14 protein-coding genes, 1 tRNA gene and 2 pseudogenes are annotated in these 22,771 nt (G+C 71.4%); 11 read left to right on the top strand and 6 right to left on the bottom strand.

Annotation, left to right across the window (positions count from 1 at the left end; genetic code table 11):
* Positions 1-12: 12 nt before the first annotated feature.
* The 7 genes and pseudogenes from L6E17_RS13695 to L6E17_RS13665 all read left to right on the top strand — a co-directional run bounded on the left by L6E17_RS13695 (position 13) and on the right by L6E17_RS13665 (position 10,335).
* Positions 13-2,295, top strand: a complete 2,283-nt coding sequence (locus tag L6E17_RS13695) for an FdhF/YdeP family oxidoreductase (protein ID WP_236241048.1) — start codon at positions 13-15, stop codon at positions 2,293-2,295.
* 105 nt (positions 2,296-2,400) lie between these two features.
* Positions 2,401-2,889, top strand: coding sequence for a PaaI family thioesterase (locus L6E17_RS13690; protein WP_236241047.1), 489 nt, complete (start codon positions 2,401-2,403; stop codon positions 2,887-2,889).
* A gap of 1,264 nt (positions 2,890-4,153) precedes the next feature.
* Positions 4,154-5,386 carry a branched-chain amino acid ABC transporter substrate-binding protein gene (locus L6E17_RS13685; RefSeq protein WP_236241046.1) on the top strand — a complete coding sequence of 411 codons (1,233 nt, stop codon included), beginning with the start codon at positions 4,154-4,156 and terminating at the stop codon, positions 5,384-5,386.
* 116 nt (positions 5,387-5,502) lie between these two features.
* On the top strand, positions 5,503-6,432 hold the full coding sequence (locus L6E17_RS13680; protein WP_236241045.1) for a branched-chain amino acid ABC transporter permease: 930 nt from the start codon (positions 5,503-5,505) through the stop codon (positions 6,430-6,432).
* 5 nt (positions 6,433-6,437) lie between these two features.
* Positions 6,438-8,270 (top strand): branched-chain amino acid ABC transporter permease, encoded by a 1,833-nt coding sequence (locus tag L6E17_RS13675; protein WP_236241044.1) that lies wholly within the window; start codon positions 6,438-6,440, stop codon positions 8,268-8,270.
* 3 nt (positions 8,271-8,273) lie between these two features.
* Positions 8,274-9,146: pseudogene (locus L6E17_RS13670) on the top strand (ABC transporter ATP-binding protein); the annotation flags it as partial.
* 472 nt (positions 9,147-9,618) lie between these two features.
* Positions 9,619-10,335 carry an ABC transporter ATP-binding protein gene (locus tag L6E17_RS13665; RefSeq protein WP_071266567.1) on the top strand — a complete coding sequence of 239 codons (717 nt, stop codon included), beginning with the start codon at positions 9,619-9,621 and terminating at the stop codon, positions 10,333-10,335.
* Between the two features lie 73 nt (positions 10,336-10,408).
* Here the strand turns inward: L6E17_RS13665 and L6E17_RS13660 are convergent, their stop codons facing one another.
* Positions 10,409-11,071: an ANTAR domain-containing response regulator gene (locus tag L6E17_RS13660; protein ID WP_236241043.1), complete on the bottom strand. Its 663-nt coding sequence runs from the start codon at positions 11,069-11,071 to the stop codon at positions 10,409-10,411.
* 101 nt (positions 11,072-11,172) lie between these two features.
* Between L6E17_RS13660 and L6E17_RS13655 the strand changes: the two genes are divergently transcribed.
* Together L6E17_RS13655 and L6E17_RS13650 are read left to right on the top strand one after the other, a co-directional pair.
* A tRNA-Leu gene (locus L6E17_RS13655) sits at positions 11,173-11,245 on the top strand.
* A gap of 132 nt (positions 11,246-11,377) precedes the next feature.
* On the top strand, positions 11,378-12,142 hold the full coding sequence (locus tag L6E17_RS13650; RefSeq protein ID WP_236241042.1) for a transcriptional regulator: 765 nt from the start codon (positions 11,378-11,380) through the stop codon (positions 12,140-12,142).
* Between the two features lie 13 nt (positions 12,143-12,155).
* Here the strand turns inward: L6E17_RS13650 and pyk are convergent, their stop codons facing one another.
* On the bottom strand, positions 12,156-13,583 hold the full coding sequence (pyk, locus tag L6E17_RS13645; protein ID WP_236241041.1) for a pyruvate kinase: 1,428 nt from the start codon (positions 13,581-13,583) through the stop codon (positions 12,156-12,158).
* Positions 13,584-13,877: 294 nt separating this feature from the next.
* On the opposite strand from pyk, the gene L6E17_RS13640 reads away from it, so the two are divergent.
* Positions 13,878-15,680 (top strand): bifunctional UDP-sugar hydrolase/5'-nucleotidase, encoded by a 1,803-nt coding sequence (locus tag L6E17_RS13640; RefSeq protein WP_236241040.1) that lies wholly within the window; start codon positions 13,878-13,880, stop codon positions 15,678-15,680.
* A gap of 27 nt (positions 15,681-15,707) precedes the next feature.
* Here the strand turns inward: L6E17_RS13640 and L6E17_RS13635 are convergent, their stop codons facing one another.
* Together L6E17_RS13635 and pepN are read right to left on the bottom strand one after the other, a co-directional pair.
* On the bottom strand, positions 15,708-17,126 hold the full coding sequence (locus L6E17_RS13635) for a lysine N(6)-hydroxylase/L-ornithine N(5)-oxygenase family protein (protein ID WP_236241039.1): 1,419 nt from the start codon (positions 17,124-17,126) through the stop codon (positions 15,708-15,710).
* A 185-nt stretch (positions 17,127-17,311) separates the two neighbouring features.
* Positions 17,312-19,807: an aminopeptidase N gene (gene pepN, locus L6E17_RS13630; protein ID WP_236241038.1), complete on the bottom strand. Its 2,496-nt coding sequence runs from the start codon at positions 19,805-19,807 to the stop codon at positions 17,312-17,314.
* A 168-nt stretch (positions 19,808-19,975) separates the two neighbouring features.
* Between pepN and L6E17_RS13625 the strand changes: the two are divergent.
* Positions 19,976-20,495: pseudogene (locus L6E17_RS13625) on the top strand (GNAT family N-acetyltransferase).
* 235 nt (positions 20,496-20,730) lie between these two features.
* Here L6E17_RS13625 and L6E17_RS13620 read toward each other — a convergent pair.
* Both L6E17_RS13620 and L6E17_RS13615 read right to left on the bottom strand, forming a co-directional pair.
* Positions 20,731-21,090, bottom strand: coding sequence for a chorismate mutase (locus L6E17_RS13620; RefSeq protein WP_236241037.1), 360 nt, complete (start codon positions 21,088-21,090; stop codon positions 20,731-20,733).
* Between the two features lie 449 nt (positions 21,091-21,539).
* Positions 21,540-22,343, bottom strand: coding sequence for a serine protease (locus L6E17_RS13615; protein ID WP_236241036.1), 804 nt, complete (start codon positions 22,341-22,343; stop codon positions 21,540-21,542).
* Positions 22,344-22,771 lie beyond the last annotated feature (428 nt).

The raw sequence follows: 22,771 nt of genomic DNA, 5'->3' as shown, positions 1-22,771 counted from the left end.
AGGGAGAGCGCGATGGCCACGCAACCGCCCGCAGGCGACCCCGTCCAGGACGCCCCCGACGTGACGGCGGCCCCGCATGCCGCCGCCGGCCTGCCCGCCGTCGCCCACACCCTGCGGATCTCCCGGCAGCAGATGGGCCTCGCGCGCACCGCCCGGACCCTCCTCAAGGTCAACCAGAAGGACGGCTTCGACTGCCCCGGCTGCGCCTGGCCGGAGGGCGACAAGCGGCACGTCGCCGAGTTCTGCGAGAACGGCGCGAAGGCCGTCGCCGAGGAGGCCACGCTGCGCCGCGTCACCCCCGCCTTCTTCGCCGCGCACCCCGTCTCCGACCTCGCCTCCCGCAGCGGCTACTGGCTCGGCCAGCAGGGCCGCATCACCCACCCCGTGTACCTGGCCGAGGGCGCCGACCGGTACGAGCCGGTCACCTGGGACCAGGCGTTCCGGATCATCGCCGACGAGCTGACCGCCCTGGGCTCCCCCGACGAGGCGCTCTTCTACACCTCCGGGCGCACCAGCAACGAAGCGGCGTTCCTGCTCCAGCTGTTCGCCCGCGAGTTCGGCACCAACAACCTGCCGGACTGCTCCAACATGTGCCACGAGTCGTCGGGGTCCGCCCTCACCGAGACCCTCGGCGTCGGCAAGGGCAGCGTCTCCCTCGACGACCTCCACCGCGCCGACCTGATCATCGTCGCCGGTCAGAACCCGGGCACCAACCACCCGCGGATGCTGTCCGCCCTGGAGAAGGCGAAGGCGGCCGGCGCGCGGATCATCTCCGTCAACCCGCTGCCCGAAGCCGGCCTCGAACGCTTCAAGAACCCGCAGACCCCCCGGGGCATGATCAGGGGAACCGCCCTCACCGACCTGTTCCTCCAGATCCGCATCGGCGGCGACCAGGCCCTCTTCCGGCTCCTCGGCAAGCTGGTCATCGAGGCGGGCGGCGCCGTCGACGAGGACTTCGTACGGACCCACACCCACGGCTACGAGGAGTTCGCCGCCGCCGCCAGGGCCGCCACCTGGGAGGAGACCCTCACCGCCACCGGCCTCGACCGCGCGGACATCGAGCGGGCGCTGCGGATGATCCTCGACTCGCAGCGCACGATCGTCTGCTGGGCCATGGGCCTCACCCAGCACAAGCACTCCGTGCCCACCATCCGCGAGATCGTCAACCTGCTGCTGCTGCGCGGCGCGGTCGGCCGCCCCGGCGCCGGCGTCTGCCCCGTCCGCGGGCACTCCAACGTGCAGGGCGACCGCACCATGGGCATCTTCGAACGGCCCTCCGCCGCCTTCCTCGACGCCCTCGACAAGGAATTCGGCATCACCTCGCCCCGGCACCACGGCTTCGACGTCGTCCGGTCCATCCAGGCCCTGCGGGACGGCCGGGCCAAGGTCTTCTTCGCCATGGGCGGCAACTTCGTCAGCGCCTCCCCCGACACCGACGTCACCGAGGCCGCCATGCGCCGCGCCCGCCTCACCATCCATGTGTCCACCAAGCTCAACCGCTCGCACGCCGTCACCGGCACGCGCGCCCTGATCCTGCCCACCCTCGGCCGCACCGACCGGGACGTCCAGGCGAGCGGCCGGCAGGTCGTCACCGTCGAGGACTCCATGGGGCTCGTCCACGCGTCCCGGGGCAACCTGCCGCCGGCCTCCCCGCACCTGCTGTCGGAGCCCGCCATCGTCGCCCGGATGGCCCGCGCCGTCCTCGGCGACGCCTCGGCCACCCCGTGGGAGGAGTTCGAGCGGGACTACGCCGCGATCCGCGACCGCATCGCCCGCGTCATCCCCGGCTTCGAGGACTTCAACACCCGCCTCGCCGCCCACCCCGGCGGCTTCGCGCTCCCGCACGCCCCGCGCGACGAGCGGCGCTTCCCCACCGCCACCGGCAAGGCCAACTTCACCGCGGCCCCCGTCGAGTACCCGCGCGTGCCCGCAGGCAGGCTGCTCCTGCAGACCCTGCGCTCCCACGACCAGTACAACACCACCATCTACGGCCTCGACGACCGCTACCGCGGCATCAGGGGCGGCCGCCGCATCGTCCTCGTCCACCCCGACGACGCCCTTGAGCAGGGCTTCGTCGACGGCGCGTACGCCGACCTCGTCAGCGAGTGGACCGACGGCACCGAGCGCCGCGCCCGCGGGTTCCGCGTCGTCCACTACCCCACCGCCCGGGGCTGCGCCGCCGCGTACTACCCGGAGACCAACGTCCTCGTCCCGCTGGACGCCACCGCCGACATCAGCAACACCCCCGCCAGCAAGTCCGTCGTCATCCGTCTGGAACAATCACCGGCCGACTGAGCGTTCGCTCAATCGCAGCGCCGCACCGCAGCACCACCCGGACACGCGGTACCGCACCGCAGCACCACCCGGACAGCCGTACGACGACGAACGGAGCCGCACCCCATGGGCGAGCAGACGACCGTGAAGTTCCCGCAGGAGGTCCTCGACGAGTACGCCGCACTCGGCGTCGACCTGCCCGCCCTCTTCTCCGCGGGCCACCTCGGCAACCGCATGGGCGTGCAGATCGTCGAGGCGGCCCCCGACCGCGTGGTGGGCACCATGCCGGTCGAGGGCAACACCCAGCCCTACGGCCTGCTCCACGGCGGCGCCTCCGCCGTCCTCGCCGAGACCCTCGGCTCCATCGGTGCGATGCTGCACGGCGGCTCCCGCAAGATCGCCGTGGGCGTCGACCTCAACTGCACGCACCACCGCGGGGTGCGCTCCGGACTCGTCACCGGCGTCGCCACCCCCGTCCACCGGGGCCGCTCCACCGCCACGTACGAGATCGTCATCACGGACGAACAGGACAAGCGGGTGTGCAGCGCCCGCCTCACCTGCATGCTCCGCGACGTCACGCCGCAGGACGCCGAGAGGATCCCCGGCACCGCCTGACCCGGCGGCCCGACCCGGCACCGCCTGACCCGGCGGCCGGGCCCGGGGCTCCGGCAGCCCCCGGCGGGGCGCGCAGCGGAGCCCCGGGCGCCGCCGGCGACCGGCCGGACCCGGGACCCGGCCGGTCACGCAGCGTACGCTCCACGCCCCCAGCCCCGGAGGCCCCGCAGCGCCCCCGCACCCCACCCGAACACCCACCGGACGACCCGCCACCGGCAGCGGCACCGTGCCGCGCCCCTCCGGTTTTCGCCACCTCGCCACCGTTCACCGGACAGCCCCCGGGCCCCGCGGAACCGGCACCCGCACCCCGGCGGCCCGATGACCGGAACGCCACCGCCGCCCCGGCCGCCCGCCCCGGCAACGGCCCCGCGCCGCACCGAGAGTTGCCGCGCCCCCGCACGCGCCCGCCACTCCCCGCGCCACGGCCGTCCCGCGCCGCGACCGGCCCGGACGCCGGCCGGCCGACCGGCGCCGCGGCCCGGCCGCGCCCGCTCCGCCGCGCTGCTCAGGACCGCCCGCGCACCGGAACCCGACCGGTCGCCCCGTCAACCCGCCTGCGGCACATGCCAGTTGGCCGGACGCACCGCGCAATCCGCCACCCACCGAAGGGACGCGCGAGGCCGACGCCGGGCCGGGCCGGGGCGACCCGCCCCCAAGTGCCCCTGAGCGATGGCGAGAAGACATCCCCGACCGCGACCGGCCGCCCGCCGAGGGCGCCCTCGCCGACCACGCGCCGAGCCGCCCGCGACCGGCACCGCGGACCCCCGCCGGCACCACCGCACCGGACGCCCGCGACCAGAGCCGACCCCCTGCCGCGCCGTACGGACGGCGCGCACCCCACCGCCGGAAATATCACTCTCCGCAACATGCCTGCCGTGTGCGCCCGTGTCCGCCCGCCGCCGCGCGCGCCCCGGCGCTCTCACACTTCCCCCATAAACCGCCGACACCTCCCCGCCGTCGGCGTCAGGACCAAGAACCCCCCAAGCCCCTTAGTAGTACTGGGGATTCTCACCATGCGAGATGCCGCCCCGCACCCCGAAGACCGATGCATGCCACACGCAACCGGCAATCCATGGCCACGGCATAACAAGAGCGTCACATCATCCCCAGGGCGCTCCCCGACCGCCCCGCATGCGCTTAGAGTCACGCCCAGTCACCGCGCCGCCGGGCGTGAACCACCGCACCACCACCACACCAGACGTACGCCCCGGCGCAGGAAACGGCACCTCACTCAGAGGAGGCCGCGCCAGGGAAAGGACTCATCGTGCGACACCGTTCCTTGCTCATACTCAGCACCGTACTGACCGGAGCACTCACCCTCACCGCCTGCGGTTCGCGCGACAACACCGGCGGCGGCACCGCCGGCGGCGACAGCAACACCACCGTCGTCATCGGCCTCGACGCCCCGCTCACCGGCGACCTCTCCGCCCTCGGCCTCGGCATCAGGAACTCCGTCGACCTCGCCGTCCGCACGGCGAACGAGAAGAAGTACGTCGACGGCGTCACCTTCAAGCTGGAAGCCCTCGACGACCAGGCCCAGCCCTCCTCCGGCCAGCAGAACGCCTCGAAGCTCGTCGCCAACAAGGACGTCCTCGGCGTCGTCGGCCCGCTGAACTCCAACGTCGCCGAGTCGATGCAGAAGGTCCTCGACGACGCCAAGCTCGTCCAGGTCTCCCCCGCCAACACCAACCCGGCGCTCTCCCAGGGCCCCAACTGGAACAGCGGCGACAAGAAGCGCGGCTTCAAGGCGTACTTCCGCACCGCCACCACCGACGCCATCCAGGGCCCCTTCGCCGCCCAGTACATCGTCAACAAGGCCAAGAAGACCAAGGCCTTCATCATCGACGACAAGAAGACCTACGGCGCCGGACTCGCCGCCACCTTCAAGGCCGAGTTCGAGAAGCTCGGCGGCAAGGTCGTCGGCACCGACCACATCAACCCCGAGGCCAAGGACTTCAGCGCCGTCGCCACCAAGGTCAAGAGCTCCGGCGCCGACGTCGTCTACTACGGCGGCGAGTACCCCGCCGGCGGCCCGCTGAGCAAGCAGATCAAGGAAGCCGGCGCCAAGGTCGTCGTCGCCGGCGGCGACGCGCTCTACAGCCCCGAGTACATCAAGCTCGCCGGCGCCTCCTCCCAGGGCGACATCGCGACCTCCGTCGGCGCCCCGATCGAGCAGCTCGACTCCGCCAAGGAGTTCCTGGCCAACTACAAGAAGGCCAACTTCAAGGAGGCCTACGAGGCCTACGGCGGCTACGCCTACGACTCCGCCTGGGCCATCATCGAGGCCGTCAAGAAGGTCGTCGACGAGAACGACGGCAAGCTGCCCGAGGACGCCCGCGCCAAGGTCGTCGACGCCATGCAGGGCGTCTCCTTCGACGGCGTCACCGGCAAGGTCTCCTTCGACGAGTTCGGCGACACCACCAACAAGCAGCTGACGGTCTACACCGTCGAGGGCGACGCCTTCAAGGACGTCGAGTCCGGCACCTTCACCGGCTGACCCACCGGCTGATCCACCGAAACACCACAACGCTTCACCCCCCTTCCGCCGCGCGGGGCGCCGCACCAGGCGCCCCGCGCGGTGTCACATACGTCCAAGTATCGGAGGACAATGCGGTGAACGAACTGCCGCAGCAGCTGGTCAACGGCCTGCTCCTGGGATCCATGTACGGGCTGGTCGCCATCGGCTACACGATGGTCTATGGCATCGTCCAGCTCATCAACTTCGCCCACGGCGAGATCTTCATGACCGGAGGCTTCGGCGCACTCACGGTGTGGCTGATCCTCCCCACCGGCGTCAGCATGTGGCTCGCCCTGCCACTCATGATCGTCGGTGCCGTCATCGTCGCCACCACCGTCGCCATCGGGGCGGAACGCTTCGCCTACCGGCCCCTGCGCGGAGGACCACGCCTCGCACCCCTGATCACCGCCATCGGCCTCTCCCTCGCCCTCCAGCAGGCCGTCTGGGGCTTCTACCCCGAGGCCACCTCCGCACGGCGGTTCCCCCAGCTCGAAGGCGGCCCCTTCGAGATCGGCGGCGTCACCATCCAGCCCGGCGACATCTTCCTCCTCGTCGCCGCCCCCGCCTGCATGGCCCTCCTCGGCTACTTCGTCATGCGCACCCGCACCGGCCGCGGCATGCAGGCCACCGCGCAGGACCCCGACACCGCCAAGCTGATGGGCGTCAACACCGACCGCATCATCGTGATCGCCTTCGCCCTCGGCGCCGCCTTCGCCGCCGTCGGAGCCGTCGCCTACGGCCTCAAGTACGGCCAGGTCGACTACCGCATGGGCTTCCTCCTCGGCCTCAAGGCGTTCACCGCCGCCGTCCTCGGCGGCATCGGCAACATCTACGGCGCCATGATCGGCGGCCTCGTCCTCGGCATCGCCGAAACCATGGCCACCGCCTACATCAGCCACATCCCCGGCATGCACCAGCTCGGCGGTCAGTCCTGGGCCGACGTCTGGGCCTTCATCCTCCTCATCGTCGTACTCCTCGCCAGGCCCCAGGGCATCCTCGGCGAGCGCGTCGCGGACAGGGCGTGAGCACCATGACCACAGACACCAGCACCACCACCACGGCGGACACCGCACCCGCCGCCCCGCGGCAGGCCGGCCTCCTCCCCGTACCCTCCGCCGGCACCGCCCGCGCCCTGGCCACCGGCGGCGGCGCCGTCACCGCACTCAGCGCCTTCCTCGCCTGGACCTGGACCCCCGCCTTCCCCGGCAACCTCACCGTCTACGGCTACCCCGGCGGACTCCAGTGGCAGGTCCTCGTCGCCGGCCTCCTCACCACCCTCTTCGGCCTGTCCTCCTACGGCGTCAAGGGCACCCGCTGGCTCACCCCCGCAGGACCCGACGCGGCCATCAAGCTCACCGCCCTCGCCGCCTTCGGCACCGCCTGGTACACGATCACCGCCATAGCCGTCCAGCTCGGCGGACTCGCCCACCTCGAACCCGGCGCCTACGTCGCCGCCCTCGCCAGCCTCCTCACCCTCCTCGGCGCCCTCGCCCTCCCCTTCACCCACCCCGAGCACCTCCCCGCCGACCCCGACGACACCGGCTGGGAGCACACCAAGCACCGCGCGCGGGGCGGCCTCGCCACCTTCCGCGCCGCCTTCGCCACCGGCCCCGTCAAGCGGCCCCGGCCCCTCCCCTCGTACGCCGAGATCCTCATCATCACCGCGCTCCTCGCCGCCGCCCTCGGCATCTTCACCTACGGCATCGGCACCGAGTACGAGCAGCTCTTCATCGGCTTCCTCATCACCGCCGGCCTCGGCTTCGCCGCCGTCCACAAGGCCGGACTCCTCCAGCAGGCCACCTACATCACCGGCAAGCACCAGAGCCTCACCATCGCCGGCGCCTTCATCGCCGCCGCGCTCTTCCCCTTCACCCAGACCGACGACCAGTACGCCACCCTCGGCGTCTACATCCTCATCTTCGCCACCGTCGCCCTCGGCCTGAACATCGTCGTCGGCCTCGCCGGCCTCCTCGACCTCGGATACGTCGCCTTCCTCGGCGTCGGCGCCTACGCGGCCGCCCTCGTCTCCGGCGCCCCGACCTCCCCCTTCGGCATCCAGCTGCCCTTCTGGGCCGCCGTCCTCGTCGGAGCCGTCGCCTCCCTCATCTTCGGCGTCCTCATCGGCGCCCCCACCCTCCGGCTCCGCGGCGACTACCTCGCCATCGTCACCCTCGGCTTCGGAGAGATCTTCCGCATCACCGTCATGAACCTCGACGGCACCAGCGGCCCCGACATCACCAACGGCTCCAACGGCATCGCGTCCATCCCCAACCTCAACATCCTCGGATTCGACTTCGGCGCCGAACACACCATCGCCGGATTCACCATCGGACGCTTCGCCAACTACCTGCTCCTGATGCTGGTCATCACGGCCATCGTCGTCCTCGTCTTCCGGCGCAGCGGCGACTCCCGCATCGGCCGCGCCTGGGTCGCCATCCGCGAGGACGAGACCGCCGCGCTCGCCATGGGCATCAACGGCTTCCGCGTCAAGCTCATCGCCTTCGCCCTCGGCGCCGCCCTCGCCGGCCTCGCCGGCACCGTCCAGGCCCACGTCACCTACACCGTGACACCCGAGCAGTACCTCTTCGCCGGACCCATCCCGCCCAACTCCGCCTTCCTGCTCGCCGCGGTCGTCCTCGGCGGCATGGGCACCATGAGCGGGCCCCTCGTCGGCGCCGCCCTGCTCTTCCTCATCCCCAACAAGCTCCAGTTCCTCGGCGAATACCAGCTCCTCGCCTTCGGCATCGCCCTCATCCTGCTCATGCGGTTCCGCCCCGAAGGACTCATCCCGAACCGCCGCCGCCAGCTCGAGTTCCACGAGAACGAGGAAGCGCCCGCCACCCTCACCAAGGCAGGTGCCTGACACATGACCACCAAGACCGAAACCCCGGCGAAGGCCACCGCCCCCACCGGCGAGGCCGTCCTCGACGCACGCGGCGTCACCATGCGCTTCGGCGGCCTCACCGCCGTCAGCAACGTCGACCTCACCGTCAACAGCGGCGAGATCGTCGGCCTCATCGGACCCAACGGCGCCGGCAAGACCACCTTCTTCAACTGCCTCACCGGCCTCTACGTCCCCACCGAGGGCGAAGTCCGCTACAAAGGCCAGGTCCTCCCGCCCAAGTCCTTCAAGGTCACCGCCGCAGGCATCGCCCGCACCTTCCAGAACATCCGGCTCTTCGCCAACATGACCGTCCTGGAAAACGTGCTCGTCGGCCGCCACACCCGCACCAAGGAGGGCCTCTGGTCCGCCCTCCTCCGCGGACCCGGATTCCACCGCGCCGAAGCCGCCTCCCGCGCCCGGGCCATGGAACTCCTGGAGTTCGTCGGCCTCGACCACAAGGCCGAGCACCTCGCCCGCAACCTCCCCTACGGCGAGCAGCGCAAGCTGGAGATCGCCCGCGCCCTCGCCAGCGAACCGGGACTGCTCCTCCTGGACGAGCCCACCGCGGGCATGAACCCCCAGGAGACCCGCGCCACCGAGGAACTCGTCTTCGCCATCCGGGACATGGGCATCGCCGTCCTCGTCATCGAGCACGACATGCGCTTCATCTTCAACCTCTGCGACCGGGTCGCCGTCCTGGTCCAGGGCAAGAAGCTCGTCGAAGGTGACAGCCAGACCGTCCAGAGCGACGAACGCGTCATCGCCGCCTACCTCGGCGAACCCTTCGAAGGCGCCCCCGGCGACGAGGAGGCCGCGGAGGTCGCCGCAGCGGAGGCCCACGCCCACGGCGCGTCCGCCGCAGCCGCACCCGCGGCGGACCCGGCCCCCGCCGAGACCCCCGAGAACGCCGAGACCCCCGAGGCCGCCGGGTCGGCCGCGCCGGACACCCCGGAGCAGCCGCCTCGGACGCCCCGGAGGCGGACGCCCCTGACGCAGAGGCACCGGACTCCTCCGACGCGGACCCCGCGGACGGCAAGGGCACGGCCGACGCCGACACGGCGGACACGACCGAGGACGCGGACACGGCGGACACCGGCAGCGACACCGCGCCCGAAGACCAGACCGCCACCACCGCCACCACCGCCGGCGACAGCGCCGACGACGCAGCGGACGCGGACACCGACGGCCCCGCCGACGACACCACCGGCGGCGACACGGCCGGTGACACCCCCGACAGCACCACCACCCCGGACACCACGGCCACGACCCCCCGCGGCGACGACCACGACTCCGCCAAGGCCACCGGCTCCGGCAAGGAGAACGACGCATGACCGCACTGCTCGAAGTCGAGGACCTGCGCGTCGCCTACGGCAAGATCGAAGCCGTCAAGGGCATCTCGTTCAAGGTCGAGGAAGGCCAGGTCGTCACCCTCATCGGCACCAACGGCGCCGGCAAGACGACCACCCTGCGCACCCTCTCCGGCCTCATCAAGCCCGTCAGCGGCCAGATCAAGTTCAACGGCAAATCCCTCAAGAAGTACCCCGCGCACCAGATCGTGTCCCTCGGACTCGCCCACTCCCCCGAAGGACGGCACATCTTCCCCAGGATGTCCATCGAGGACAACCTCCTCCTCGGCGCCTTCCTCCGCAAGGACACCGAAGGCATCGCCAAGGACGTCCAGCGGGCCTACGACCTCTTCCCCATCCTCGGCGAACGCCGCAAGCAGGCCGCCGGCACCCTCTCCGGCGGAGAGCAGCAGATGCTCGCCATGGGCAGGGCCCTCATGTCCCAGCCCAAACTGCTCATGCTCGACGAGCCCTCCATGGGCCTCTCCCCGATCATGATGCAGAAGATCATGACGACCATCGCGGAACTCAAGGCCCAGGGCACCACCATCCTGCTCGTCGAGCAGAACGCCCAGGCCGCCCTCGCCCTGGCCGACCAGGGCTACGTCATGGAGATCGGCGAAATCGCCCTCAGCGGCACCGGCCAGGACCTCCTCCACGACGAGAACGTCCGCAAGGCCTACCTCGGCGAGGACTGACCCGACGGCGAAAGGCCCGCCCCGCGCCCCACGGCGCGCGGCGGGCCTCTCGCCCTTCCACGTCGTACGCGGCCTACTGCCCGCCGCCCTTGGCCGCCTTCTTCTCCTCGGCGTCCTCGATGACCGCCTGCGCCACCTGCTGCATCGACATGCGCCGGTCCATCGACGTCTTCTGGATCCACCGGAACGCGGCCGGCTCCGTCAGGCCGTACTGCGTCTGCAGGACGCTCTTCGCCCTGTCCACCAGCTTGCGCGTCTCCAGCCGCTGCGCGAGGTCCTGGACCTCCTTCTCCAGCGCCCGCAGCTCCGCGAAGCGGGAGACCGCCATCTCGATCGCCGGCACGACGTCGCTCTTGCTGAACGGCTTGACGAGGTACGCCATGGCGCCGGCGTCCCGCGCCCGCTCGACCAGCTCGCGCTGGGAGAACGCGGTCAGCATCAGCACGGGGGCGATGGACTCGCCGGCGATCTTCTCGGCGGCGGAGATGCCGTCCAGGACGGGCATCTTCACGTCCAGGATCACCAGGTCGGGGCTGAGCTCCCGGGCGAGCTCGACGGCCCGCTGCCCGTCCCCGGCCTCACCGACGACGGTGTAGCCCTCCTCTTCGAGCATCTCCTTGAGGTCGAGGCGGATGAGGGCCTCGTCCTCGGCGATGACGACGCGGGTCGTCAGCGGCGGGACGTGCGACGGGGCGTCGTCGTCGGCGACGGGCTGGGGCGACTCGGGGGCGGTCACGGAGGCTCCTCTTTGCGGGGCGGTACAGCTCCCCATGAGCCTACCTAGCTCCTGTAAGGTAGGAACCATGAGGGTCTCCCGTGACCTTCGTTTCAAAGGATGCCCCGGTAGCCCAGCGGTAGAGGCAATGGTCTCAAACACCATCTAGCGTGGGTTCGAATCCCACCCGGGGTACTTTTTCCAAGGATTCCAAGGTCACGAATTTCCGGGTCGCCGTCACCCGCATGCGTGAACGCCGCCACCCGCCCGGGTGAACCTCGCAGCTCGGCCACCGCAACGCCGCCCTCATGCACCACCGTCGACCGCATGTACGACATGCATGTGCGCCGGACCACCCTCGCCCTGGTCGCCCAGGGACGCAGCCTGCACTCGGTGAGCCGGCAGACCGGTGTCTCACGCTCGACGATCCGCTCCTGGCAGCGCCGTATCGACCCGCTCCGCTCCCCCGAGTCCTGCCCCAGGTGCTGCGCGGCCCCCGGCCCGCCCGCCGACCGGGCCCAGTACGCGTACCTCCTCGGGCTGTACCTGGGGGACGGCTGCATAAGCCCGCAGCGCCACCGGAAGGGCCTCGCGTATCTGCGCATCGCCTGCGCCGACGCCTGGCCGGGGCTTATCGACGCCTGCGAGGCGGCCGTGCGCGCCGTGCGGCCGGACGGCACCGTGTGCAGGGTGCGGAACGAGGGCTGCGTGACGGTGACGGCCTCCGGTCGGCACTGGACCTGCCTCTTCCCGCAGCACGGGCCCGGCCGGAAGCACGAGCGCCCCATCGCCCTTGAGGCCTGGCAGCAGGCGGTGGTCGACGCGCACCCGTGGGAGTTCGTCCGGGGACTCGTGCATTCCGACGGCTGCCGGACCATCAACTGGACCACGCGGGTGATCCGCGGCGTCCGGAAGCGGTACGAGTATCCCCGGTACTTCTTCACCAACAGGTCCGATGACATCCGGCGGCTCTTCACCGACGCCCTGGACGGGCTCGGCGTCGCCTGGACGCAGGCAGGCGCCTGCAACATCTCCGTCGCCCGGAGGGCGTCCGTCGCGTTGATGGACGCCCATGTGGGGGCGAAGTACTGAACCGGGCGGCGGGCTAGTGGACGGCCTCGCCGATGCGGTGGACGCGGACGAGGTTCGTGGAGCCGGAGACGCCGGGCGGGGAGCCGGCCGTGATGACCACGATGTCGCCGGGGCGGCAGCGGCCGATCTCCAGCAGGTGCTCGTCGACCTGGGCCACCATCGCGTCCGTGGACTCCACGTGCGGGCCGAGGAACGTCTCGACCCCCCACGTGAGGTTGAGTTGGGAGCGGGTCGCCGGGTCGGGGGTGAAGGCCAGCAGGGGGATGGGCGAGCGGTAGCGGCTCAGGCGGCGGGCGGTGTCGCCGGACTGGGTGAAGGCGACGAGGTACTTGGCGCCCAGGAAGTCGCCGATCTCCGCTGCTGCCCTGGCCACCGCGCCGCCCTGGGTGCGGGGCTTGCTGCGTTCCGTCAGCGGGGGGAGGCCCTTGGCGAGGACGTCCTCCTCCGCGGCCTCGACCACGCGGCTCATCGTGCGGACCGTCTCGACGGGGTAGCGGCCCACGCTGGTCTCGCCGGACAGCATGACGGCGTCGGTGCCGTCGATGACGGCGTTGGCGACATCGCTGGCCTCGGCGCGGGTGGGGCGGGAGTTGTCGATCATCGAGTCGAGCATCTGGGTGGCGACGATGACCGGTTTGGCGTTGCGCTTGGCGAGTTTGATGGCGTGCTTCTGGACGAGGGGGACGCGTTCGAGGGGCATTTCGACGCCGAGGTCGCCGCGGGCGACCATGATGCCGTCGAAGGCGGCGACGATGTCGTCGATGTTGTCGACGGCCTGGGGCTTCTCGATCTTGGCGATGACGGGGATCCTGCGGCCCTCCTCGTCCATGACGCGGTGGACGTCCTCGATGTCGCGGGCGCTGCGGACGAAGGAGAGGGCGATGATGTCGGCTCCGGTGCGCAGGGCCCAGCGGAGGTCGTCGATGTCCTTGTCGGAGAGGGCGGGGACGGAGACGGCGACGCCGGGGAGGTTGAGGCCCTTGTGGTCGGAGACGAGGCCGCCTTCGAGGACGGTGGTGCGGACGTGGGGTCCGTCGACGGAGGTGACCTGGAGGGTGACGCGGCCGTCGTCGACGAGGATGCGTTCGCCGGGGGTGACGTCGGTGTGGAGTCCGGTGTAGGTGGTGCCGCAGCGGGTGCGGTCGCCTTCGACGTAGTCGGTGGTGATGGTGAAGTCGTCGCCGCGTTCGAGGAGCACGGGGCCTTCGTGGAAGCGACCGAGGCGGATCTTCGGGCCTTGAAGGTCGGCGAGGACGCCGACGTTCCGGCCGGTTTCGTCGGCGGCTTTGCGGACGCGCTCGTACCGCTCCTCGTGTTCGGCGTAGGTGCCGTGGCTGAGGTTGAGGCGGGCGATGTCCATGCCGGCTTCGACGAGGGCTTTGATCTGGTCGTATGTGTGGGTGGCGGGTCCCAGCGTGCAGACGATTTTGGCTCGGCGCATGGGGTGAGCCTATGGCTTACCAATGGGTAGGGATGGGGGTGTGAGTGGCCTTTCAACAGCCTTTGGGTGAAGGCGGGTTGACAAGTGTTGAAGTGTGCGGGTGGTCGCTCTGATGAGCAGTGTTCAGAGGGTGGCGGGGTGGGGGCGGCCGGGGGTGTGGGGCGGCTTGTGCGGGTTTCGGCGGGCCGTCACCGGATCGACATGTGCGGGGGGTGCCGGGGCGGGCGGGTGCGCGTCAGAATCTACGCGCGTCGTGTCTACGCGCGTTCGTCTTGGGACACAGGGGAGCTTTGCATGTCGTGGAACCGTAGGTCGTTTCTCGGGCGGTCGGCCGGGGTGGGCGCCGGGGTGGCGGTGGCGGGCGGGACCGGTGCGGCCGTCGCACCCGCCGCCGCGGCGCGGCCGGGCCGGGGGGCGAAGCGGTACTCGTTCACGGTGATGGGGACGACGGACCTGCACGGTCATGTCTTCAACTGGGACTACTTCACGGACCGGGAGTACGACGACAAGGGCGGCAACGACGTCGGGCTGGCGAAGATCTCGACGCTGGTGAACCGGGTCCGCGCGGAGCGGGGGCGGGGGAACACGCTGCTGATCGACGCGGGTGACACGATCCAGGGCACCCAGTTGTCGTACTACTACGCGAAAGTGGATCCGATCACGGCGGAGTCGGGGCCGGTGCACCCGATGGCGGTGGCGATGAACGCGATCGGGTACGACGCGGCGGCGTTGGGGAACCACGAGTTCAACTACGGGATTCCGGTGCTGCGGAAGTTCGAGGAGCAGTGCGCGTTCCCGCTGCTGGGGGCGAACGCGCTGGATGCGAGGACGTTGCGGCCGGCGTTCGCGCCGTACAGCATGCACCGGTTGCGGACGCCGTGCGGGCGGGATGTGCGGGTGGCGGTGCTGGGGTTGACGAATCCGGGGATCGCGATCTGGGACAAGGCGCATGTGGGTGGGCGGATGGTGTTCCCGGGGCTGGAGGAGCAGGCGGCGCGGTGGGTGCCGAGGCTGCGTTCGATGGGTGCGGACGTGGTGGTGGTGTCGGCGCATTCGGGGTCGAGTGGCACGTCGTCGTACGGGGATCAGCTGCCGTACGTCGAGAACGCGGCCGGTCTGGTGGCGGAGCAGGTGCCGGGGATCGACGCGATCCTGGTGGGGCACGCGCACACGGAGATCGCGGAGTACCGGGTGGTGAACCGGGAGACGGGCCGGGAGGTGGTGCTGTCGGAGCCGTTGAAGTGGGGGCAGCGGTTGACGCTGTTCGATTTCGACGTGGTGTGGTCGCGTGGCCGCTGGGTGGTGGAGCGGGTGGGTGCGCAGGTGCTGAACTCGAACGAGGTGGAGGAGGATCCGGAGATCGTGCGGCTGCTGGGGGACGAGCACGGGAGGGTCGTGGCGTATGTCAACCAGGTGATCGGCAGGTCGCTGGCGGGGATGACGGCGGCGGAGGCGCCGTGGCGTGATGTGCCGGTGATCGACCTGATCAACCATGTGCAGGCGGAGACGGTGCGGGCGGCGCTGGCGGGTGGGGAGTACGGGTCGCTTCCGGTGCTGTCGCAGGCGTCGTGCTTCTCGCGGTCGGCGGCGGTTCCTGCGGGTGAGGTGACGATCCGCGAGGTGGCGGGGCTGTACGTGTTCGAGAACACCCTGGAGGCGCGGGTCCTCACGGGGGCGCAGTTGAAGGACTATCTGGAGTACTCGGCGAAGTACTACGTGCGGACGGCGCCGGGTGCGGCGGTGGATCCGGCGGCGCTGACGAACGCGGAGGGGACGCCGGACTACAACTACGACGCGGTGTACGGGGTGACGTACGACATCGACATCGCGCAGCCGGTGGGGTCGCGGATCGTGGGGCTGTCGTTCGAGGGGGTCCCGGTGGATCCGGCGGCGCGGTTCGTGCTGGCGGTGAACAACTACCGGGCGAGTGGGGGCGGGGCGTTTCCGCATGTGGCGTCGGCGCCGCAGGTGTGGGCGAACTCGGACGAGATCCGCAACACGATCATCCAGTGGGTGAGGGCGCGGGGGGTGGTGGATCCGGCCGAGTTCGCCTCGGTGGGGTGGCGTCTGACGCGGGCGGGAACTCCGGTGTTCTAGTCGGGCGTTGTCCTGTCGGGTGTTCCGTCAGGTGTGTCGGGTGAGTGGCGTGAGCCTGCGTTCCTGTGGGGGGATGTGCGTGGGTTCGCGCCGTTCCAGGCCGAAGGTGGTGAAGGCGGTGCGGTCTGGTTGGGGGTAGGGGTTCTTGCCGGTGAGGTGGTTGAGGATGGTGGCGGCGCGCCAGGCGGTGAGGGTGTGGCTGGGGGCGCCGATGCCGTGGGTGTGGGTGGTGCCGTTCTGGGTGTAGACGTTTCCGGTGACGGCGGGGTCGAGGATGAGGCGGTGGTGTTGGTCGGTGCGGGGGCGTTCTTTGGAGTCGCGGCGGATGTAGGGGTCGAGTGCGGCGAGGAGGCGGTGGTGGGGGCGTTCGCGGTAGCCGGTGGCGAGGATGACGGCGTCGGTGGTGAGGCGTGAGCGGGTGCCTTGTTCGGTGTGTTCGAGGTGGAGTTCGACTTTGGTGGTGGCGAGGCGTCCTGCGGTGCGGACGCGGACGCCGGGGGTGAGGGTGGTGTCGGGCCAGCTTCCGTGGAGGGTGCGGCGGTAGAGCTCCTGGTGGATGGCGGTGAGGGTGGTGGGGTCGATGGCTTTGTGGAGGTGTGCGTGGCGGGGGGTGAGGTCGTTGCGTACGTGTTCGGGGAGGTGGTGGAAGTAGTGGGCGTGGTCGGGGGTGAGGTGTTCGAGGCTGAGGGGGGTGTGGGGGGTGGGGGTGAAGGCGGGGGTGCGGGTGAGCCAGTGGAGTTGTTCGCGGCCCGGGGGGCGGGTGCGGAGGAGGTCGAGGAAGATTTCGGCGCCTGATTGGCCGGAGCCGATGACGGTGACGTGGGGGGTGGTGCGGAGCCGGTCGCGGTGGTGGAGGTAGTCGGAGGAGTGGATGACGGGGACGGCGGGGGCGTCGACGAGGGGTTTGAGGGGGTCGGGGATGTGGGGTTCGGTGCCGGTGGCGAGGGCGATGTTGCGGGTGTGGGTGCGGCCGTGGGTGTGGGTGTCGCTGTGGGGGTCGTGTCGGTCGTAGTCGACTTCGAAGAGGGCGAGTTCGGGGTTCCAGCGGATGGAGTCGACGTGGTGGTGGAAGTGGAGTCCGGGGAGGTGGTCGCTGACCCAGCGGGCGTATGCCTGGTATTCGGCGCGGTGGATGTGGAGTTGGCGGGCGAGGTGGAAGGGGAGGAGGCGGTGGTGGGTGCGGAGGTAGTTGAGGAAGCTCCAGGGGTTGGTGGGGTCGGCGAGGGTGACGAGGTCGGCGAGGAAGGGGGTGGGGAGGGTGGTGTCGTCGAGGAGGGTGCCGGGGTGCCAGTGGAAGGCGGGCTGCTGGTCGTAGAAGGCGGTGTCGAGGGGGTGGGGGAGGTGGTGGGCGAGGGCGGCGAGGGAGAGGTTGCTGGGGCCGATGCCGATGCCGACGAGGTCGTGGGGGTGTTCGGGGGTGCCGGAGGCGGGGTGGGCGCTGGTCACGGGTGGTGCCTTTCGCGGGCGCGCGGGGTTGCGTGAGTCAGCGTGTACCTGGTGTGTGGGGGGTGGGGGTGGTGTGGGGGTTTCGCAACCCGATCGGGGGATGTGGGGGGTGGTGGGGTGATACGGCGAGGCGCCCCGGGGGTGGCCGGGGCGCCTCGCGGTGGGTGCGGGTGTGTGGGTGGGTGTCAGTGGCCGCGTACGCGCAGTGCGCGGTGGAGGTCGTCGAGTCGGTCGGTGAGTTTGCGGTGGAGGGCGGGGGTGACGTCGGGGTGGGTGAGGTGTTCGTTGCCGAGGCGGAGGTTCTCGGGGGTGATGGTGTAGCCGGGGAAGGCGTCGCGGCCGGCTGCGGCGGCGATGGCGGGGCCGCGGCGGGCGGCGAGGGCGATGGCTTCGGGGTAGTAGCGGGTGACGTAGGGCTGGAGGAGGTCGAGTTGCTCGGGCTGCCAGAAGCCTTGGGCGGTGGCGGTGAAGAGGTAGTTGGAGAGGGTGTCCTCGTGGAACATGCGCTCCCAGGCGGCGGCTTTGGCTTCGGGGGTGGGGAGGGCGGCGCGGCAGCGTGCGGCGCCTTCCTGGCCGGTGGCGCTGGGGTCGCGGTCGAGTTCGGCGGTGATGTGGGTGTCGTCGACGGCGCCGAGGACGGCGAGGCGCTTGAGGATGCGCCAGCGGAGCTCGGGGTCGAGGTCGGGGCCGCCGGGGACGTTGTTGTCGGCGAGCCAGCCGTGGAGGGTACCGGTGCGGGTGGTGGTGTCGATGTAGTGGCGTACGGCGGTGAGGCGCAGGTCGGGGTGGGAGCCGTCCTCGGTGCGCCGGATGAGGTCGCGGGTGAGGTGGTCGAGGGTGGTGAGGGCTTCGGGGCGCTGCTCGGTGGGGAGGTAGCGGTCGGCGATCTGGTCGCCGGCGAAGGTGAGGACGGCTTGGACGATGGCGACGTCGGTTTCTTCGCAGAGGTGGGCGCGGGCGGTTTCGAGGTAGGCGAAGGGGTCGAGGTCGCCGTCGCGGACCATGTCGCGGAGGGTGTTCCAGAGGACGGCGCGGGTGAGGGGGTCGGGGACGCCGGAGAGGGTGCGCAGGGCGGTCTCTTCGGACGGGGCGTCGAGGCGGATCTTGGCGTAGGTGTAGTCGTGTTCGTTGGGGACGACGAGGGCGGGGCGGGTGCCGGTGCGGGGGGTGGGGGGTTCGGTGGGGGGGACGTCGGTTTCGTAGCGTTCGCGCAGGACGAGGGTGCGTCCGTCGCTGAGGTCGCGGTCGTAGGCGCCGACGGTGATGCGGTGGGGGCGGGTGCCGGTGCGGTCGAGGGTGAGGGACCAGCGTCCGGGGGTGGTGGTGACGGCGGCGGTGAGGGTGTCGATGCCGGTGGTGCGGAGCCAGGCTTCGGCCCAGGCGTGGACGTCGCGGTCGGTGGCTGAGGCGAGGCTGTCGAGGAAGTCGGTGAGGGTGGCGTTGCCGAACTTGTGGCGGGCGAAGTGGGTGTTGATGCCGGCGAGGAAGTCCTTCTCGCCGAGCCAGGCGACGAGTTGGCGCAGGGCGGAGGCGCCCTTGGCGTAGGAGATGCCGTCGAAGTTGAGGAGGGCGGAGGCGGTGTCGGGGACGTCGCGGGGTGCGGGGGCGACGGGGTGGGTGGAGGGCCGCTGGTCGGCGTCGTATCCCCAGGCCTTGCGTTCGACGGCGTAGTCGATCCACGTGTCGGGGTAGCGGATGGTGGCTTCGTTGACGGTCTGGTAGCCCATGTACTCGGCGAAGGACTCGTTGAGCCAGATGTCGTCCCACCAGGTGAGGGTGACGAGGTCGCCGAACCACATGTGGGCCATCTCGTGGGCGATGACCATGGCGCGCCGCTGGCGTTCGCTGATGGTGACGGCGGAGCGGAACACGAACTCGTCGCGGAAGGTGACGAGGCCGGGGTTCTCCATGGCGCCGGCGTTGAACTCGGGGACGAATGCCTGGTCGTAGGAGTCGAAGGGGTAGGGCTCTTCGAACTTCTCGTGGTAGCGGTCGAAGCACTGCCGGGTGATGTCGAGGAGCTCTTCGGCGTCGGCGTCGAGGTGGGGGGCGAGGGAGCGGCGGCAGTGGATGCCGAAGGGGAGGCCGGCGTGCCGGGTGCGGACGGAGTGCCAGGGGCCGGCGGCGACGGCGACGAGGTAGGTGGAGATGCGGGGGGTGGTGGCGGCGGTCCAGCGGCCGTCGCCGGTGTGGGTGGTGGTGCTGTTGGCGAGGACGGTCCAGTGCCGGGGGGCGGTGACGGTGACGTCGTAGGTCGCCTTGAGGTCGGGCTGGTCGAAGGCGGCGAAGACGCGTTGGACGTCGTCGAGGAAGAGCTGGGTGTAGACGTAGGTCTCGCCGTCGGCGGGGTCGGTGAAGCGGTGCATGCCCTCGCCGGTGCGGGAGTAGCGCATGGCGGCGTGGACGTGGAGTTCGTGGGGGCCTTCGGTGAGGCCGGTGAGGGGGAGGCGGTTGTCGTCGAGGGTGGTGGGGTCGAGGGGCTGCCCGTCGAGGGTGACGCTGTGAAGGGTGGCCGGCTTGAGTTCGACGAAGGTGTCGCCGGGCGTCCGGGTGGTGAACCGGATGCGGGTGACGGAGTCGAAGGTGTCGTCGCCGGTGGTCAGGTCGAGGTCGACGGTGTAGTGGTCGACGTCCAGGGTGCGGGCTCGGGTCTGCGCCTCTTCGCGCGTCAGTGCGGGCATGGCCCCATGCTGCCTGATGCGGTGCGGGCTGGTCAGCGGGTTGCGCCGCCGACTCCGGGAGGGCGCCGTGGAGAGTAGGATCGGCCCGTTTCGGCGGTGGTGCCGCGGGGGCGGGTGTGGGGGCGCCCGTGTGCGAGGCTCGTCCCGGACCTGGGTGAGGAGTGGCTGATGCTGCTGCGTGACGTGGAGTACGGCGACCTCGGTGCGTACGTCCGGATGCGGTGCGACCCGGCCATGATGGCCGGGCTGGGCGGTCCGCTGCCCCGGGAGGGCATGGCGGCGAAGGTCCGCCGCGATGTCCGGCGGGCGCAGGAAGACGTGGACTGGATCAAGATGATCGTGCCCGGGGGTGCCGGGTGTGGTGGCCGGGACGGTGGCCCTGTGGTCCTCCGCTGACCGCTCCTGCGGGGAGGGCGCCGGGCCGGTGTCGGAGATCGGCTGGATGGTGCTGCCGGAGTTCCAGGGGCGGGGTCTCGCCAAGCGAGGTGTCCGCATGCTGCTGGAACTGGCCCGCCAGGACGGTCGGTGGGGGCTCGTGCACGCCTTTCCGGCGACGGCGAACGCTCCGTCGAACGGCATCTGCCGCAGCCTCGGGTTCACGTTGCTCGGCGAGGTGGACGTGTCCTTTGCCGACCGGGTGCTCCGCAGCAACCACTGGGCCGTCGACCCCCGTACCGACCTGCTCTGACGGCGGCCTCCCAGGCCGGCACCGGCCGCGCCGCGGGGTCCGCGGGCATGGCGCCCGGCCCGGCGGGGACCGGCGCGGTGACGGGCCGCGGGGCCGCCCGCGGGGGCCCGGCGGGCCGGGCGCTGCGCGGCAGCCGGGGGTGGTCGGGGTGCGGTGAGGGCGGTGCGGGGTCAGGAAGAGTGGCGCGGGCGCCGGGCGTGCGGGGGCTCCGGCCGCCGGGATCCCTCCTGCACGATCACTGCGGGGCGGCTCCGGTGACCTCCGGGGCGGCTTCGTCGCTGGTCGAAGGGTCGGTCGCGATCTGCTCGTGGTGCCTGATCACTTCAGCGATGATGAAGTTGAGGAGCTTCTCCGCGAAGGCGGGATCGAGCCTGGCGGATTCGGCGAGCTGCCGGAGGCGGGCGATCTGGCGGGCCTCGCGGGCCGGGTCGGCCGGGGGCAGGTGGTGGCGGGCCTTGAGGAGGCCGACCTGCTGGGTGCACTTGAAGCGTTCGGCGAGCATATGGACGACCGCCGCATCGATGTTGTCGATGCTCTCGCGCAGCCGGGTCAGTTCGGCGCGGACGGTGCCGTCGATGGGGTCGCTCGTGCTCATGCGGCGAGCTTAGACGGGTTGCGGACGGTTCGTCGGGGGGTGTTCGGGATACGGGACGGGCGCGGCCCGCCCGGGAGGACCGAGTCACCGGAGCGGGCCGGGTCACCGGGGCGGGCCGGGCCGAGCGCGCGGGGCAGGGCGCCCGGGAGGAGCTGCCCGGCCGGCAGGTCCCGGCTCCCCGGAAGGGCCGGCCGGCCGGGAGCACCAGGCCGCCGGGAGCACCAGGCCGCCCGGAAAGCCCCGGCACATGGAAGCCCGGCCGCCAGGAACCCCGGCCGCTGGGGAGGCAGAGGCCCCGGGGGAGGCGCAGATCCCTGGGGAGGCGCGAGTCGGGAGGCAGGCGCGGACTCCCGGCAAGGTGCAAGTCAGGGGGCACGGCACAGGTCAGGGGGAAGGGGCAGGCCGCGCGGTGGGGGTGGCGGCCTGCCCCTCAGGGGTGCGGCGGGGTGTTACAGGGTGGCCGCGGCCTGCTTGATGGCGGTGGCGAAGGTCGACACCTGGGTGTAGACGCCGGGGTACTGCGGGCGGGCGCAGCCGTAGCCCCAGCTGACGATGCCGACCTGGATCCAGGCGCCGTTCTGGTCGCGGCGGAACATGGGGCCGCCGGAGTCGCCCTGGCAGGTGTCGACGCCGCCCTGGGGCAGTCCGGCGCAGATCTCCTCGGCGGGCACCAGGGAGCTGCCGTATGCCTGGCGGCAGGTGGCGTCGGAGACGAAGGGCACCTGGGCCTTGAGGAGGTGGCGCTGCTGCCTGCCGCCCTCGCGGTCGGCGCCCCAGCCGGCGACGGTGAAGGTGCCGTTGTCGTAGGCGGTGGTGGTGGCGATGTTGAGGGTGGGGAGGTTGATGGGGCGGGCGAGTTTGATGAGGGCCCAGTCCTTGCCCTGGCCGTTGTAGCCGGGGGCCTGGAGGACCTTGGTGGAGCGGACCTTGATGGCGGATCCGCTCTGCAGGTCGGTGACGCCGGCGGTGGCAGTGATGCTGGTGTTGTTGCCCGAGCCGCTGACGCAGTGGGCGGCGGTGAGGACGATCTGCGGGGTGAGGAGGGAGCCTCCGCAGCCCATGGAGAGGCGGACCATCCAGGGGAACTCGCCCTGGGAGGCGGGGCTGCCGCCGACGACGGGGTTGGGGGCGGTGGGCGGCTTGGGCAGGGCGTTGGCGGTGGCGGGGTGGAGGCTGAGGGCGGCGAGGGTGACGGTGGCCGCGGCGGCGCAGCGCTTCAGGGCGCGCGGCAGTGTGCTCGTGGTGGTGTTCACCTGGTTGCCTTTCGTGGGGGGTTGGCCCGGGAGCACCCATGAATGGCATGAGCGCGTCAAGGCTTGTGCCGGATTATCCGGAGGCCCGCCGGGGCCCCGCAAGGCGTCCTTTCGGACAGCGGGGCGCCGGGGTGCCCGACCGCCCACCCAGGGCCGCGGCCGCCGACCGCCTCCCCCGGCAGGCACCCACTCGGCACCCGGCAGGCACCCCTTCCCGCACTCGGCACGGCACCCCTTCGCCACCTGTTGCGCACCCGACAGGCACCCCTTCCCACACCCAGCAGGCACCCCCTCGGCACCTGTTCCGCCGCCAGGACCGCACCCGGACCGCACCCGGCCCGGCGCGGCCGCCGCACGGTCCGGACGGCGGCGCCGCGGCCACCCGCGCGCCGCGGCCCGTGCGCGGCGCCCCGGCGCCGTACTGTGGA

The sequence above is a fragment of the Streptomyces sp. CC228A genome (assembly GCF_021390935.1).
In the GTDB taxonomy this organism is placed as follows: domain Bacteria; phylum Actinomycetota; class Actinomycetes; order Streptomycetales; family Streptomycetaceae; genus Streptomyces.
Note: the sequence above shows the minus strand (reverse complement) of the source record. Positions and strands in the feature narration are given on the sequence as shown.

Excerpts from the sequence above, each read along its gene's own strand:
- L6E17_RS13695 (WP_236241048.1), top strand. The coding sequence starts at position 13 with ATGGCCACGCAACCGCCCGCAGGCGACCCCGTCCAGGACGCCCCCGAC.
- L6E17_RS13690 (WP_236241047.1), top strand. The coding sequence starts at position 2,401 with ATGGGCGAGCAGACGACCGTGAAGTTCCCGCAGGAGGTCCTCGACGAG.
- L6E17_RS13675 (WP_236241044.1), top strand. The coding sequence starts at position 6,438 with ATGACCACAGACACCAGCACCACCACCACGGCGGACACCGCACCCGCC.
- L6E17_RS13665 (WP_071266567.1), top strand. The coding sequence starts at position 9,619 with ATGACCGCACTGCTCGAAGTCGAGGACCTGCGCGTCGCCTACGGCAAG.
- L6E17_RS13650 (WP_236241042.1), top strand. The coding sequence starts at position 11,378 with ATGTACGACATGCATGTGCGCCGGACCACCCTCGCCCTGGTCGCCCAG.
- pyk (WP_236241041.1), bottom strand. The coding sequence starts at position 13,583 with ATGCGCCGAGCCAAAATCGTCTGCACGCTGGGACCCGCCACCCACACA.
- L6E17_RS13640 (WP_236241040.1), top strand. The coding sequence starts at position 13,878 with ATGTCGTGGAACCGTAGGTCGTTTCTCGGGCGGTCGGCCGGGGTGGGC.
- pepN (WP_236241038.1), bottom strand. The coding sequence starts at position 19,807 with ATGCCCGCACTGACGCGCGAAGAGGCGCAGACCCGAGCCCGCACCCTG.
- L6E17_RS13620 (WP_236241037.1), bottom strand. The coding sequence starts at position 21,090 with ATGAGCACGAGCGACCCCATCGACGGCACCGTCCGCGCCGAACTGACC.